General features: G+C 64.6%; 13 protein-coding genes. 8 read left to right on the forward strand and 5 right to left on the reverse strand.

Annotation, left to right across the window (positions count from 1 at the left end; genetic code table 11):
* Positions 1-403 precede the first annotated feature (403 nt).
* Positions 404-1,216 carry an alpha/beta fold hydrolase gene (locus tag KSS93_RS15625; RefSeq protein WP_217888748.1) on the forward strand — a complete coding sequence of 271 codons (813 nt, stop codon included), beginning with the start codon at positions 404-406 and terminating at the stop codon, positions 1,214-1,216.
* Entirely contained in the window at positions 1,209-2,387 is a 1,179-nt protein-coding gene (locus KSS93_RS15630; protein WP_217884891.1) for a PAS domain-containing sensor histidine kinase, read from the forward strand. The genes KSS93_RS15625 and KSS93_RS15630 overlap by 8 nt, the downstream gene beginning before the upstream one ends.
* A gap of 556 nt (positions 2,388-2,943) precedes the next feature.
* Here the strand turns inward: KSS93_RS15630 and KSS93_RS15635 are convergent.
* From KSS93_RS15635 to KSS93_RS15645, 3 genes are all read right to left on the reverse strand, one after another.
* A complete protein-coding gene (locus KSS93_RS15635; protein ID WP_217884892.1) occupies positions 2,944-4,608 on the reverse strand; it encodes a hypothetical protein in 1,665 nt (554 codons plus the stop codon).
* A gap of 86 nt (positions 4,609-4,694) precedes the next feature.
* Positions 4,695-5,585, reverse strand: coding sequence for a hypothetical protein (locus tag KSS93_RS15640; protein WP_217884893.1), 891 nt, complete (start codon positions 5,583-5,585; stop codon positions 4,695-4,697).
* 333 nt (positions 5,586-5,918) lie between these two features.
* Positions 5,919-6,842 carry a LysR family transcriptional regulator gene (locus KSS93_RS15645; protein ID WP_217884894.1) on the reverse strand — a complete coding sequence of 308 codons (924 nt, stop codon included), beginning with the start codon at positions 6,840-6,842 and terminating at the stop codon, positions 5,919-5,921.
* An 87-nt stretch (positions 6,843-6,929) separates the two neighbouring features.
* Between KSS93_RS15645 and KSS93_RS15650 the strand changes: the two genes are divergently transcribed.
* On the forward strand, positions 6,930-7,712 hold the full coding sequence (locus KSS93_RS15650; protein WP_217884895.1) for an NAD(P)H-dependent oxidoreductase: 783 nt from the start codon (positions 6,930-6,932) through the stop codon (positions 7,710-7,712).
* Here KSS93_RS15650 and KSS93_RS15655 read toward each other — a convergent pair.
* Positions 7,709-8,632 carry a DNA-3-methyladenine glycosylase family protein gene (locus KSS93_RS15655; RefSeq protein ID WP_217884896.1) on the reverse strand — a complete coding sequence of 308 codons (924 nt, stop codon included), beginning with the start codon at positions 8,630-8,632 and terminating at the stop codon, positions 7,709-7,711. The two genes, KSS93_RS15650 and KSS93_RS15655, sit on opposite strands and share 4 nt — an antisense overlap.
* Before the next feature lie 81 nt (positions 8,633-8,713).
* Positions 8,714-9,571 (reverse strand): LysR substrate-binding domain-containing protein, encoded by an 858-nt coding sequence (locus KSS93_RS15660; protein ID WP_217884897.1) that lies wholly within the window; start codon positions 9,569-9,571, stop codon positions 8,714-8,716.
* Positions 9,572-9,844: 273 nt separating this feature from the next.
* Between KSS93_RS15660 and KSS93_RS15665 the strand changes: the two genes are divergently transcribed.
* The 5 genes from KSS93_RS15665 to KSS93_RS15685 are packed head-to-tail and all read left to right on the forward strand — an operon-like array spanning position 9,845 to position 13,516.
* The gene (locus KSS93_RS15665) at positions 9,845-10,684 is read left to right on the forward strand and encodes a transporter substrate-binding domain-containing protein (protein WP_217884898.1); all 840 of its coding nucleotides are present in this window, start codon (positions 9,845-9,847) and stop codon (positions 10,682-10,684) included.
* Positions 10,684-11,418: an amino acid ABC transporter permease gene (locus KSS93_RS15670; RefSeq protein ID WP_217884899.1), complete on the forward strand. Its 735-nt coding sequence runs from the start codon at positions 10,684-10,686 to the stop codon at positions 11,416-11,418. Before KSS93_RS15665 ends, KSS93_RS15670 begins: the two co-directional genes overlap by 1 nt.
* Positions 11,408-12,088 carry an amino acid ABC transporter permease gene (locus tag KSS93_RS15675; protein WP_217884900.1) on the forward strand — a complete coding sequence of 227 codons (681 nt, stop codon included), beginning with the start codon at positions 11,408-11,410 and terminating at the stop codon, positions 12,086-12,088. The genes KSS93_RS15670 and KSS93_RS15675 overlap by 11 nt, the downstream gene beginning before the upstream one ends.
* Positions 12,078-12,896: an amino acid ABC transporter ATP-binding protein gene (locus KSS93_RS15680; RefSeq protein ID WP_217884901.1), complete on the forward strand. Its 819-nt coding sequence runs from the start codon at positions 12,078-12,080 to the stop codon at positions 12,894-12,896. Before KSS93_RS15675 ends, KSS93_RS15680 begins: the two co-directional genes overlap by 11 nt.
* Positions 12,897-12,925: 29 nt before the next feature.
* Entirely contained in the window at positions 12,926-13,516 is a 591-nt protein-coding gene (locus tag KSS93_RS15685; RefSeq protein ID WP_217884902.1) for a cysteine dioxygenase family protein, read from the forward strand.
* The last annotated feature ends 74 nt before the right edge of the window (positions 13,517-13,590 follow it).

Here is a 13,590-nt window from a genome sequence, read left to right on the forward strand (position 1 = left end):
TTCAGGAGGCACGGTGCAAGCCCTGAAACAAAGACGCCTGGTGTTTGCACCAGGCGTCTTTGTTTTGCCGCTCAGTTGCTAGCGCGTCAGGATTGCAGCCTGGTGTTGTGCTGGTTGCGAGGTGCGAGCACTGGCCTTTGAGCCAGCCAACCGAACACCAGCCCGAGGACTGTACGCAGCAGCCTTGTGGTGAGTGATTGCCTTATTCGGTGCATTGCTACAACGCGCGGGCTTTGTCTTTCGTTATGGCGTATGGTGCCCCCACGTGCCAAGAATGGTTATCAGAGCGACGCTTAGCTGCGCGAGAAAAACCGAATCTCGCCGCTTACCGCCCCTGCTAGCCTCTTCGAGAGGCTTATGAGCAATCATGCTCCAACACAAGGTTCAATTCACCAGGGTATGTATGACTCTGCAAAGACGTAACAACCTGCATGTCACTGGGGAAGGGGCGCTAACCATGATCCTGGCCCATGGTTTTGGCTGCGATCAGACCATGTGGAAGTTGCTGGTGCCGCATTTATCCAAGCGCTATCGCGTTTTGACCTACGATCTAACAGGCGCCGGCCAATCTGACCTGAATGCGTATGATCATGGTCGGCACGCTTCGTTATGGGGTCATGCAACTGATCTTAACGAGATCATTGACGAATATGCGACGGGCCCTGTCATTCTGATCGGACATTCGGTCAGCGCCATGATATGTGCCTTGGCCACTGTTCAGTTGCCAGATCGGGTCGCTGCTTTAGTGATGATCGGAGGCTCGCCGTGCTACCAGAATTCTGGCGACTATAACGGCGGATTCTCATTGGGTGACGTGCAGTCAATGCTTGCCACCATCGACGACAATTATCTCGGCTGGGCCGGTACCATGGCACCTGTATTGATGGGGGCGCCCGGCAAGCCTGGGCTGCAGGAAGAGCTGCTGGAGAACTTCTCGCGCACCAACGCACACATCGCTCGGCATTTTGCCAGAGTCATCTTTCTCTCCGATCACCGGCAGGACATTGTCGGGTTGTCGGTGCCCACGCTGATCCTGCAATGCCCGGGCGACGTGGTCGTGCCAATGGAGGTAGGCGAGTACTTGCACAGAGTGCTGCCTGAAAGCCAGTTGAGCATCATTGACAATATCGGCCATTATCCGCAGTTGAGCGCACCAGACGCATGCTATGCCGCTATGGAGGCGTTCTTCGTGCAACGTGGGCTCGGTAATGAGTGAAACCCCGGAGCTTCCCCCTACGTCGTATTTCGAGTATGCCCCGTGCGGGCTGGTGGTCATGGCCATGGATGGCACGCTCCTGCGCGCTAACCAGACGTTGTGCGATTGGCTGGGATACGACTCGACATCGATGCATGCGTGCAGTTTCGACCAGTTTCTGACCGTGGCTGGCCGCATGTTCCGGCGCACCCACTGGGAGCCATTGATGAGCATGCAAGGCTCTGTTGCGGAGGTGAAGGTCGATCTTCAGCATCGCGATGGTACTGTCGTTCCCATGTTGCTTAACGGTATACGGCATGATTCGGCCGAAGGTATCCGCTACCACCTGGCGCTGTTCGTGACCGCACAGCGAGACCGCAACGAGCGCGCGGTGTTTGTCGCCATGCAACGGGCTGAGGAGTTGCTGGCGCAGAAGGCCAGCGCCGAGGCCGCGTTGCAACGCGCCCAAGCCGAGTTGGCAGCGGCCTATAAGAATGCCCAATATCGCGCAGCGCTCGCCGAGCGCATGGTCGCAGTCGCCAGCCACGATTTGAAGAACCCGATGACCGCCATCAAAGTGGCCACCGAGCTGCTTGGGAGTGATATCCAGAGCGAGCGGGCTCGGCGATTGCTGGACAGCATCAGCACATCGGCCGAGCGGGCACAGCGCATGATTGTCGATCTACTGGACTTCGCCTCGATCAGGTTAGGCCAGGGCATCAGCATTCGGCGCCAGCAGGTCGATCTGCTGAAGACGGTCGACCAATGCGTGAGCGAGCTGAGGATTGTCTTTGCCGGCGCAAGCATTCGCCATCTATCCCGAGGCCAAGGCGTAGCCGAAATTGACCATGACCGGATGCAGCAGATGATCGGCAACCTGGTCGCCAACAGTGCGGCATATGGCGACCTTCACTACCCAATCACTCTGACTACTCAGTTCAGTGATAAGGGAGTAATTCTGAGTGTCCACAATCATGGGCCTACCATCGGCGAAGAAATGCTGCCTACGTTGTTCGACCCGATGACACGTGGTAGCCCTCGGCAAGATGCTCTGCGTTCGATCGGTCTTGGCTTGTTCATCGTCAAGCAGATCGCCGAAGCTCACGGTGGCCGGATCAGCGTGACCTCACATGCGGTTTATGGCACCAGCTTCATTGTTCATTTGCCTGTCATGCCTGCTGGCACTCAATGAGCATCAGTTGCAGGGGCGTCTGGTGGCTGCTGCCGATCTGTCGGGGCTAGCACCGTGGTGGTTGAGGCGGAGTCTTCAGCAAGAAGCTGATTTCTAGAGTGCGACTGGCTGCAGCCGACCCAGAGCTGCCTTTATAGGAGCGGGTTCACTCGCGAACACGGGCAAGCCCGCTCCCACAGGGATCGCGCCAGCTTTTAGAAATTGAGCAAGACAGTTGCTTACATCTGTTTCGGGCCAATGAGTCCTGTGAAAGTACCGTTGCCCGCCTTGATGCATGCCTTGAGCCTTGCGAAGCGGCCTAGGCGCCCACACTGAAGTTGTGCCGAGCCAACAAGGCGGATCAGGTAATGGCACAAGCGAAACTGGCCCGAAACAGATGTAGGAGCGGGCTTGCCCCGCGATGCGCCGCGCGGGCGGCGCTCGATTTCACAGGCGCTGCAAGGGTTGTGTCGAGCACCTGGAGGCCCTGACGCGATCACCGGCCATGCCGATACCAAGCAACCGAGTTTTCAGGCCCGGCCTTATCGCCAGCGACAAGCCCGGCCCTGAAAACCGCTTAGCCCTTGGCCGTACCCACCAGCGAGTCGATCAACCGCGCGGTCTTGGTATCACCATTCTCCAGCACCATCTGGCGCACCGACATACCAAACGCCGGCACCGGGGTATCGAAGGTGAACTGCGACTTGCCCTGGTAGCCGGCCACAAAGCGGATCACCTCTTCGGACCACTGGATGCGGCTGAACTTCGACCCGCGGTACTGCTCCATGAACGCCGCCGCCAGTGGCGTGGTGCCGTCCAGGTCGACGGCATCCAGGTTGGCGCCGGCGGCCACCAGCGCCTCGGCATAGCCGCGGTTGCGCTGGCTCATGCAGGCATGCAGCGCGGTTTCGCCACCGTAGGCGGCGGCATTCACGTCACTGCCCTTGAGCAGGGTCTGGAACAGCGCCTGCGCCTGCGGGTTTTCGCGGCCGTTGCCGTGCAACTGGTCCGCCCGGCTGCAGAACAGCGCCAGCGGGGTGTAGCCGTAGACGTTGTGCTCTTTGAGGTCTTCGCTGGCGGCCAGCAGGTTCATGTGTTCGAGGCTGCAGCTGGGGAAGTCGATGCCTGCCAGGCAGGTCATCAGCCGGGTGTTGCCCTGGATATCCCGGCGTTTCGGGTCGGCACCTGCGGAGATCAGGTAGTCGTAGGCGTTGTCGGCGGCCAGGGTGATCAGCGGGCGGCTTTGCGAGGTCAGCCACTGGTTGATGTCGATGCCGGAGCTTTTTTGCAGGTAGGCGAAGCTGTCCAGGTCGTAGACCATGCGCGGCGCGCCGATGGTGCGCGTTTCACCGCGCGCGGCCTGGGCCAGGCGCTCGGCCATCACCGACTCGTTCTGCGGCTTGTTGTAGTCGAGCACCGACACATGGCCCGGGCTGTAGATCAGCCATACCCCGGCCTTGCGGTCGTCCTTGTACTCACCTTTTTCAGCGATGGTGCCGGCTGGCCAGCCGCTCACGAAGTAGGTTTCTGCCGGGCCGTTTTTCTTGCCGGCGCTGTAGCTCAGCTTGGTGGCTGGCACCGTGGGTTTGCCCTCCGGGGCCGACCAGCTTTCGAACACGCCGTCGAGCGCGCCGTTTTTGTAAGTGGCGCGGTCGACCAGCACACCCTGGTAGTTGTAGTGCTCCACCAGCCCTTCGAGCTTGTCGGAGCCATCGGCAGCGAAGGTTTCCAGCAGGGTCAGCTTCTGCTCGCCATTGACTATCTGCCAGGTGCGCTGTTCGCCCACCCGTGCTGAATGCTTGCGCGTGGCATCGGCCAGCAGGATGGTGCTGTCGCGCACCTGCAGGCCGCTGGCGCAGTCGTAGTCCTGCTGCGAGCGGCGGTCGTTGTCCAGGGTGCTGACGCTTTGCAGGTGGCTGGGATTCTCGCCCGGGCACCAGGTTTTCTTCGCCCCGACGAACATGCCGGCCTGCAACTGGCCTTCCACCAGCCGGCCTTTTTCGTCGTAGGCCTTCCACGGGCCGACCACCTTGCCGTCCTCAACCTTGAACGGCTGCAGCACCCGGCCACCCTCCCTGGGCACTACGGTGCCGGTCAGCGGCTCACCGGACTTGATCACCACGTAGCGCGCATCGGGGGTGCCCAGCGAGCCGAAGGAGGTGGCGATTTCATCGTAGCTGTACTCGGAATTGCAGCCCGCCAGGGCCGAAACCAGTGCGCAAAGGGCAAAACGTCTTTTCATAACCGTCCTTGTAGTCATAGCGTTGCCCCGCTCGGCGGGGCGTGTTGCATCAATGGTGTTGTAGCGATGGGGTGGCTTGCCTGCGCTCAGGCAGGCTGCTGCTGGCCTTGGCTGGCGTGCTCCACCAGCAGGCTCAAGGTGTCGATGAACAGGTCGGCGCTCAAAAGGCCCGTGGCCAGGGTCGACAGCACGGTGGCGCCGTTGGCGTCCTTGATCAGCAGTTTTTCCGTCCAGGCGCTTTGGTCCAGGCTGCGCAGCGAGGTGATCGGCACCTGTTTGCCCTGTACTTGCAGGCTGTGCTGGGTGAGCACGATGGGGTAGGTCTGTACTGCGAGGAAGTTGCCGCTGACCCGCTTGCGCCACACCTGGCCGGTGTCGATACAGTTGAAGGTCACCGCGCCGCCGCGTTGCAGAGTGTCCAGCACCTGCGGCTGGCGTGCCGCAAGGTACAGCTCGCGAAAGCGCTGCAAAAAGTCATGGAAGCCCTTGAGGGGCTCGATCACCCGGTGGAACGGCTCGCTGGCGTTGCGCCGGAACGCCAGGTTGGTGACCAGGCCGGTCATCACCGTCTGCCCCGAGCTGAACAGGTAGAGGTCTTCGATTTCGCTGAACGGCACGAAGGTACGCTGGCCGCCGGTGGTGTGGGCGATGCCGTGTTCGTACAGCTCGTAGCTGCTCTTGCGCAGCCGGTTCTGCCAGGCGTACAGGCCCAGCAGGGCCAGCACCAGTACCACCAGCAGGCCGCTGGTGAAGTAGATCAGCATGGCCTGGCTTGAGAAGTTCAGCGTGGTGCCGCGCTGGGTGGTCAGCGATACCGGCCCGGCATCCTGCACCGGGAGGATGGTGCTCAGGTACAGCACGAGGCCTGCCAGGCCGATGAGCACCACGCAGAGCGTCAGCACGAAAATTTTCAGCGCCTTGCCATAGCGATAGCTGCCGACCAGCGCACCTGTGGCGGGTGTTTGAGTTTGCTGCATGAAAGGTCTGCATCCCTGTAGTGGTGGTGACCAGCGCCGTCCTGGGCGGGTTGAGCAACTTGACGGCGCTCACGTGCCGGGCTTCTGACACGGGGCCATCATCCGGGGCGGTATGCTAGAGCGTGGGGGCGTGGTTAAGTTCAACCGATGGCGGGTTTTGTGCCGTTTTGCGAACGGGCTCTCACTGTGCTGCCCAGCGTTCAGAAGCTGGCTCCTACAGGTACGGCGCTGCTTCGGGCCTAGCGCGGTCCTGTGGGAGCGGGCTTGCCCGCGATGGCGTCAGCACGGGCAGCGGGGTTGTGGCGCCGGGCCTCATCGCCGGCAAGCCGGCTCCTACAGATTCGGCGCTTGCTTCGCGCTTCGCGCGCAAGTTGCAATCACCTCCCGCAACCACCGGTGCCCCGGGTCGCGATGCACCCGCTCGGGCCACAGCATCAGCATCTCGAACCCGCGTACGGCCAACGGCGCCTCGACCACTTTCAGCCGCGTATCGCCGGCCACCAGCCGCTGCGGCAGCATGGCCACCAGGTCGGAGCTGGCCAGCACCGAGGCCAGCAACATGAAGTGTGGCACCGACAACACCACCTGCCGCGCCAGCCCCTGCTCGGCCAGGGCCGCATCAGTAGGGCCGTAAAAGCCGCCGCCGTCCGGCGAAACGATCACCTGCTCCAGTGCACAGAACTGCTTGAGCGTCAGCTTGCGCTTGAGCCCGGGGTGGTCGATGCGGCCCGCCAGCACGTAGCGCTCGACGTATAACGAGCGCTGGCGCAGCTCGGGCGGCGCCTGTTCGGCAATGTGGAAGGCCATGTCGATTTCGCCCAGCTCGGCCTGGCGCACCAGTGCCGCAGGTTGCAGGTCGAGGATCGCCAGGCGGGTGGCTGGCGCGGCGCTGCGGATGCTTGCCAGGGCCGGTAGCAGCAGGGTCGAGGCGCCATAGTCGGTGGCCGCCAGGCGCCAGGTTTGGCTGGCGCTGGCGGGGTCGAAGGCTTGTGCCGGGGCGATGGCCAGGTGCAGCGCCTCCAGGGCCTGGCGCAGCGGCGTGCGCAGGGCTTCGGCGCGGGCCGTGGGGCGCATGCCCCGGGGGCCGGGCAGCAGCAATGGGTCGTCCAGCAGCTCGCGCAGGCGCGCCAGTTGCACGCTCACCGTGGGCTGGGCCAGGTGCAGGCGCTGCGCGGCGCGGGTCACGTTCAGCTCGACCAGCAGCGCATCGAGGGTCACCAGCAGGTTGAGGTCGAGGCGCCGCAGGGCATCATGCATGGCAATACCTGGTGTTCTGGATATTCATTTCTACTATACCAGCGCGCCGCGCATGATGCCCCGCATACCCCTTACGGAGCACCTGTGATGAATGTGTTGATCGTCTACGCCCACCCAGAACCGCGCTCGCTCAACGGCTCGCTGAAAGACCACGCGGTGGGGCACCTGCAACGCCAGGGCCACAGTGTGCAGGTGTCGGACCTGTATGCAATGGGCTTCAAGCCGCTGGTCGATGCCAGCGACAACACCGCCCAGCAGCCGGGCCTGCGCTTTAGTGTGTCGGAAGACTCGCAGCAGGCCTACCGCGACGGCACCCAGCGCGCCGACATCGTTGCCGAGCAAAACAAGCTGCGCTGGGCCGATGCGGTGATTCTGCAGTTCCCGCTGTGGTGGTTCGGCTTGCCGGCCATTCTCAAGGGTTGGGTCGAGCGGGTGTATGCCTACGGTTTTGCCTACGGCGTGGGCGAGCACTCCGACCAGCATTGGGGCGACCGCTACGGCGAGGGCAGCATGGCCGGCAAGCGTGCCATGTTGATGGTCACCACCGGTGGCTGGGCTTCGCACTATGCACCGCGCGGTATCAACGGCTCGCTGGAGGCGATTCTGTTCCCGATCCAGCACGGCATCCTGTTCTACCCGGGTTTCGAGGTGCTCGAACCCTACGTGCTGCACCGCACCAGCCGGGTCGACGAGGCAGGCTTCGCTGCAGCCTGCGCGGCGCTGGAGCAGCGCCTGGACGGGCTGTTCAGTGATGCGCCGATCCCGTATCGCCGGCAGAACGGCGGTGACTACCTGATCCCCGAACTCACGTTGAAACCCGAACTGGCTGCGGGGCAGGAGGGCATTGGCGTGCACCTGCGGGCCGACTAACCGCCCCGGGCCACACCTGCCTGGTCGGCGATCTCGTTCCACAGGTGCATGGCCACATAGGCCCGCCACGGCCGCCAGCTCTCGGCATGGCGCGCCTGGCTGGCCTTGCTGGCCAGCTCCGGCAGGCGCCGGGTGATGGCCTGCATCAGCACCAGGTCAGTGGCCGGCCAGGCGTCCGGGTCGCGCCAGGCGCGCATGGCCACGTACTCCACGGTCCACGGGCCGATGCCGGGCAGCGCCAGCAGTTGCCGGCGCAGCAGGCTGGTGTCGGGCTGCTCGCTGTCGATCAGCAGTTCGCCTTCGGCGACCACCCGGGCGAAGTTCTGCAGGGCGGCCACGCGTTTGGTAGGCATGCCGATCTTGTCCAGGTTGGCCTCGGCGACAGCCCGAGGGGAGGGGAAGTGCCAGGGGATGCCCAGGTGAGCAGGGGACGCAGCGGGTGTGCCGGTGCGCTCCACCAGGCGGCCGGTGATGGTGGTGGCCGCCTTGACGCTGACCTGCTGGCCGATGATGGTGCGGATCACCAGCTCAAAGCCCGACCACGCGCCCGGCACCCGCAGGCCGGGTGCTGCATGCAGCCGCTCGGCCAGCCACGGGTCCTGGCCCAGGCCGTCACGCACCGCCTCGGGGTGGGTGAGCAGGTCGAACTGCCGGGCCAGGCGCGGTTGCAGCGCGCCCAACTGGCGGCTGGCTTCGCCTTCAAGGCGCACCAGCAGGCAGTCGCGGGCCGGGTCCTTGCGCACGCTGAGCAGGCCGTCGCTGCCGGCCAGGGTCAGGGTGCGGTGGTAAACGCCGTCCAGCACCGTCTCCACTCCGCCGGTGGCGCGGCCGCCGAAAAAGCGCAGCATGCGCGCCCAGTCCAGAGGCGGGGTGAAGGGCAGTTCCAGTTCGTCTACGGGCTGGCCGGCGATGATTTTCATCAAGGTCCCTGGCGTGGGTGGTGGGCCAACAGCATGGCAGCCCCGGCGCGGTCTGTGTAGGCGCAGGCAGCGGCATTGAACTCATAACCCCACGCTGGCCCGCACCATGCCGTAGGCCTGGCGCACCAGCGGGTTGAGCGTGTTGGCCCGTACCCATAGGTGGTAGGTGACGTCTGGCAGCGGCGGCAGGCCGTCGCTCTGGCCCAGCACGCGCATGTCGGGGCCTACCATTTCCTGGCTGCGGGCGGTGATACCCAGGCCTGCACGTACCGCGGCCTTGACCCCGATCAGGTTGGACGCCAGGTACGCCTGGCGCCAGGCGATGCCGGCCTGTTCCAGGGCCTGTACCGCCAGCTTGCGGTACAGGCTGGGGTCGTCTACCAGCACCAGTGGCAGCGGCTCGCCAGGGACATGCTGGTAATGCGCGGCGCAAATCCACCATACCGGCGAGGTGCGCAGGGCAAAGCCCTCAAGGCCTGGGGCGGTGCGGGTAGAGATGACCATGTCGACCTTGCCGCGTTGCAGGTCTTCCATGAGGAACGGGCTGCGGCCAACGTCGATCTCCAGGCGCAGGTTGGGCGCCGAGCGGGCGATATGGCTGAGCAACGGCGGCAGGATGGTGTCGGCGATGTCATGGGGTGAGCCGATGCGCAACACGCCGCTCAGGCTGTCGTGGCGCAGGCCGGCCAGGGCCTCGTCGTTGAGCGCGAGCATTTGCCGGGCGTGGCGCAGCAACTGGCGGCCAGCGTCGGTCAGCGACTTGTGCCGGCCCTGCTTGCGCAGCAGCGCCACGCCCACCTGGTGTTCCAGGCGCTGCATGTGCTGGGTGACCGAAGCCTGGGTGCGGGCCAGGTGGCGGCCGGCCTCGGCAAAGCTTGCATGGTCGGCAATGGCGACAAAGGTGCGCAGCAGGTCAAGGTCCAGGGCGGGGGTGGTCATGGGGCTGGCCTGTATCTGAGGGCATTTGTAGGGGCTCGTTTATATCAGCGGAGGGTGAAAAAACATAATGGTTCGTTATGTATGTTTGGGCTTTTATCGAAGGCGCCACCATAAGTAATCAGCAAATATGGGCTTATTCTTTTTTTGATAGTCCTTCGCGCAGCCTGAGTTATAACGATAGTCAATATTTGAATTTCCCCTTGCCCCGGCAACTTCCTAGCATGCCCCCCCACTGGCCGGGTGTTCCGGCTGCCGGGATGAGGAATCACCACCATGTCGCTGTCCACCGTTGCCCGTCGCGGGCTGTTCGCATCGCTGTTGGCCACTGCCACCCTGGCCACCAGTGGCGTGGCCCAGGCTGACGCCACCCTGGACAAGATCCAGCAACGCCACAAGCTGGCGGTCGGGGTGGTGCTGTCGGGCGGCCCGTTTGGCGCCATCGACCCGGCCACCCGCCAGCCGGTCGGCTTCAGCGTCGACCTGGCCCGCGACCTGGCCCGCCAGTTGGGGGTCGAGGTTGATCTGGTGGCCGTACAGCCGGCCAACCGCGTGCAGTTTCTGCAGCAAGGCAAGGTCGACTTGCTGATCGCCAACATGGAATGGACTGCCGAGCGCGACAAGCTGCTGGGCCATGTACCCACCCCGTTCTACCGCGTCGGCGGCACCGCCGCCGTGGCCGACAGCAGCCCGGTCAAAGCCTGGGCCGACCTCAAGGGCCAGCCGGTGTGCACCAGCCAGGGCAGTAGCTACACCCAGGCGCTGGTAGGCCTGGGCGCCGATATCAAGGCCTTCAAGACCTCGGCCGAATCGCTGCTGGCCCTGCGCGGCAACAACTGCGTGGCCGCCGTGCATGACGCCACGCTGATCAACCCGCTGCTGGCCAAAGGGGGCGAGTGGAGCGGCTACCGTGCGCTCACCCCCGAGCTCAACCCGGCGCCGTCGGTGATCTGGACCCGCCTGGGCGAAACCGACACCCAACAGCGCCTGGACCCCTTCGTCAAGCAGTGGCACCGCAGCGGCTGGCTGATCGAGCGTGAGCAGGCCAACCACATCACCCCGGCTTCGCCGGCGCTGGTAGAGCTGCGCGCCAAGCTGAAAGGCGAAGGCGCCTGATGAGCGAGGCTTTGCACTGGCTGGTCGGGCAGCTCGCCCGGCTGGGCCTGGACTACAGCTTCGTGTTCGATGCCTATGCCAGCGGCAAGCTGCTGGAAGGTGCACTGACCACGCTGTGGCTGTGCCTGTGCGGTATCGCCGGCAGCCTGCTGGTGGGCGTGCTGCTGGCCGCCGCGGTGACCTGCGGGCGGCGCTGGCTGGTGTGGCCGGCACGGGCCTTCATCGAGGTGACGCGCAACACCCCGACCCTGGTGCAGCTGTACTGCGCCTTCCTGGTGCTGAACATGCTGATCAACCAGAGCCTGGGCAGCGCCAACCCCATGACGCCGTTCGCGTGGGTGGTGCTGGTGATCTCGCTGCACAAAGGGGCCTTCCACGCCGAGGCCCTGCGCGCCGGTATCGAGGCAGTGCCGGCGGTTACCCTGGAAGCCGCCAGCTCGCTGGCCTTCAGCCGCCGCCAGCAACTGCTGCAGGTGCAACTGCCACTTGCGCTGCGCTTTGCCTTGCCGGCGCTGGTCAACAACCTCATCGACCTGGTGAAGATGACCGCCGTGGCCTCGGCCATCGCCGTCAACGACATCACCTACGCCTCGATCATGATCTGGACCCAGGGCGACAACGTCGTCGAGCTGATGATTTTGATACTGGCCTTTTTCGGGCTGCTGAGCTTTGCAGTCAACTGTGCCGGCCGCGCCGTGGAAGCGCGCCTGAGGATGCCGGGCTATGGCCACTGAGAACCTCGCCACCCTGTGGCACTGGTCACCGACCCTGGGCGCAGGGCTGTTGCAGAACATCCAGATCAGCGTCGGTGCCATCGGCCTGGGCACGCTGCTGGGCTTGCTGGTGGGCGCGTTGCTGCTGTCGCCGCTGGCGCCTTTGCGGGTGCTTGCGCGGCTGTGGGTGCAGGTGTTTCGCAATGCCCCCTGGCTGGTGCTGATCTACTTTACCTCCTACGTGTTTCCCTTCGATGTGCAGGTGGCCGGCACCTGGGTGGCGTTCCCCGACTGGCTCAAGGTCACCGTGGGGCTGGCCTTGCCGGCCAGCGCCAATGTGGCCGAGATCTTCCGCGGCGCGGTGGCCTCGATCCCGGCCACCCAGTGGGAGGCGGCGCGCTCGCTGGCTTTGAGCCGCGGGCAGATTCTGCGCTCGATCATACTGGCGCAATGCCTGCGGCGCATGTTGCCGCCGTGGATGAATTTGTACGCGGTGGTGACCATGGGCACGGCGCTGGCTTCGCTGGTGGGCGTGCACGACCTGATCGACAGCGCGCAGGTGGCCGCCAATACCGTCAACCGCACCGGCTTTACCGTGCTGGTGTACTTCAGCGTGCTGGCGCTGTTCTTTGCCTATTGCTACCCGATCGCCCGCCTGACCCAACGCCTGGAGCGCCGTTATGCCTACTGAACCCCTGATCCAGCTGCGTGACGTGCACCTGGCCTTTGCCGACAACCCGGTGCTGCGTGGCATCGACCTGGACGTGCAGGCTGGCCAGGCGGTGTCGATCATCGGCCCGTCCGGCTCGGGCAAGTCGACCATCCTGCGCTGCATGACCGGCCTGTTGCGCCCCCAGCGCGGCAGCATCCGCATCGGTGACACCCAGGTCGAGCAACTGCGCGGCGAGGCCGGGTTGATCGCCCTGCGTAAGCAGGTGGGCTTTGTGTTCCAGCAGTACAACCTGTTCCCCCACCTGAGCGTGCTCGACAACCTGCTGATTGCCCCGACCAAGGTGCTTGGCCGTAGCCGCAGCGAGGCCCGCAAGCATGCCTTGGCGCTGCTCGACAAGGTGCGCCTGGGGCACAAGGCCGCAGCCTTTCCCGGCGAGCTGTCGGGTGGGCAGCAGCAGCGCGTGGCCATTGCCCGTGCCCTGGCCATGCTCCCGCGGCTGATCCTGTTCGACGAGGTGACCTCGGCGCTGGACCCGGAGATGGTCGGCGAGGTGCTGGCGGTGATCCGCGAGCTGACCGAGGAGGGCATGACCTGCGTGCTGGTCACCCACGAGATGCGCTTTGCCGAAGAAATCAGTGACCAGGTGTATTTCACCGAACACGGCCGCATCGTCGAGCACGGCAGCGCCGGGCAGGTGTTTCGTGCCCCCAGCCACGAGCGTACCCGCGTGTTCCTCCAGCATGCGCTGGGCGAGGGCGGCCAGCGCCCCAGCCGCCCGGCGCCCGATGTATTGAGCAACCTGGGGCGCTACAGCCTCAGCGTATGACTAGCGTATCCCCAGAAGAGAGACTGACCATGCCCCAGGATTCCGTGATCCAGCCATTCCTCGCGCAAGTGCGCGCCATCCATGAGCGCGGCGTCGACCGCGCCGCCCTGCAGCAGATCGTCGCACTGCTCGAAGGCCTGGCCGAGCGCCGCGAGCTGTTCAATTTTGCGCGCTTCCCGGCGCCGGACGCCGCCACCGGCGAAACCCAGTTCCGCTACCGCCTGAACGACGACGGCGAGTCGCCGACGCTGTACGTCAACTCGCTGCTGCCAGGCAAGGCGACCCTGCCGCACAACCACGAAACCTGGGCGATCATCGTTGCCGTAGAGGGCCAGGAGCTCAACCGCGTGTACCGCCGTGATGACGACCGCCGCGACCCGGCCCGCGCCAGCCTGGCGCTGGAGCGCGAAGTGGTGGTGCAGCCGGGCACCTCGGTGGCGTTCCTTGGCGAAGACCTCCACGGCATCCGCGTTGAAGGCGACAGCCCGACCTTGCACTTTCACCTGTACGGCCGCCCCCTGGAGTCGCTGGACAACCGCTACGGGGTCAAGGACGACGGCAGCGTGGTGAACTACAACAAGTCGCAGATGGCGCCTTCTATCCCGGCCTACGGCCTCTGACCTGCATCGCCTGTGCCGGCCTCTTCGCGGGCAAGCCCGCTTCCACAAGTCACGCTCAAGGCCTGAGCAAGGCA

The organism is Pseudomonas xanthosomatis, assembly GCF_019139835.1.
Lineage (GTDB): Bacteria > Pseudomonadota > Gammaproteobacteria > Pseudomonadales > Pseudomonadaceae > Aquipseudomonas > Aquipseudomonas fakonensis.

What these genes read in the sequence shown, in the direction of transcription:
- KSS93_RS15625 (WP_217888748.1), top strand. Translation starts at nt 404, where the DNA reads ATGACTCTGCAAAGACGTAACAACCTGCATGTCACTGGGGAAGGGGCG.
- KSS93_RS15630 (WP_217884891.1), top strand. Translation starts at nt 1,209, where the DNA reads ATGAGTGAAACCCCGGAGCTTCCCCCTACGTCGTATTTCGAGTATGCC.
- KSS93_RS15635 (WP_217884892.1), bottom strand. Translation starts at nt 4,608, where the DNA reads ATGAAAAGACGTTTTGCCCTTTGCGCACTGGTTTCGGCCCTGGCGGGC.
- KSS93_RS15640 (WP_217884893.1), bottom strand. Translation starts at nt 5,585, where the DNA reads ATGCAGCAAACTCAAACACCCGCCACAGGTGCGCTGGTCGGCAGCTAT.
- KSS93_RS15645 (WP_217884894.1), bottom strand. Translation starts at nt 6,842, where the DNA reads ATGCATGATGCCCTGCGGCGCCTCGACCTCAACCTGCTGGTGACCCTC.
- KSS93_RS15650 (WP_217884895.1), top strand. Translation starts at nt 6,930, where the DNA reads ATGAATGTGTTGATCGTCTACGCCCACCCAGAACCGCGCTCGCTCAAC.
- KSS93_RS15655 (WP_217884896.1), bottom strand. Translation starts at nt 8,632, where the DNA reads ATGAAAATCATCGCCGGCCAGCCCGTAGACGAACTGGAACTGCCCTTC.
- KSS93_RS15660 (WP_217884897.1), bottom strand. Translation starts at nt 9,571, where the DNA reads ATGACCACCCCCGCCCTGGACCTTGACCTGCTGCGCACCTTTGTCGCC.
- KSS93_RS15665 (WP_217884898.1), top strand. Translation starts at nt 9,845, where the DNA reads ATGTCGCTGTCCACCGTTGCCCGTCGCGGGCTGTTCGCATCGCTGTTG.
- KSS93_RS15670 (WP_217884899.1), top strand. Translation starts at nt 10,684, where the DNA reads ATGAGCGAGGCTTTGCACTGGCTGGTCGGGCAGCTCGCCCGGCTGGGC.
- KSS93_RS15675 (WP_217884900.1), top strand. Translation starts at nt 11,408, where the DNA reads ATGGCCACTGAGAACCTCGCCACCCTGTGGCACTGGTCACCGACCCTG.
- KSS93_RS15680 (WP_217884901.1), top strand. Translation starts at nt 12,078, where the DNA reads ATGCCTACTGAACCCCTGATCCAGCTGCGTGACGTGCACCTGGCCTTT.
- KSS93_RS15685 (WP_217884902.1), top strand. Translation starts at nt 12,926, where the DNA reads ATGCCCCAGGATTCCGTGATCCAGCCATTCCTCGCGCAAGTGCGCGCC.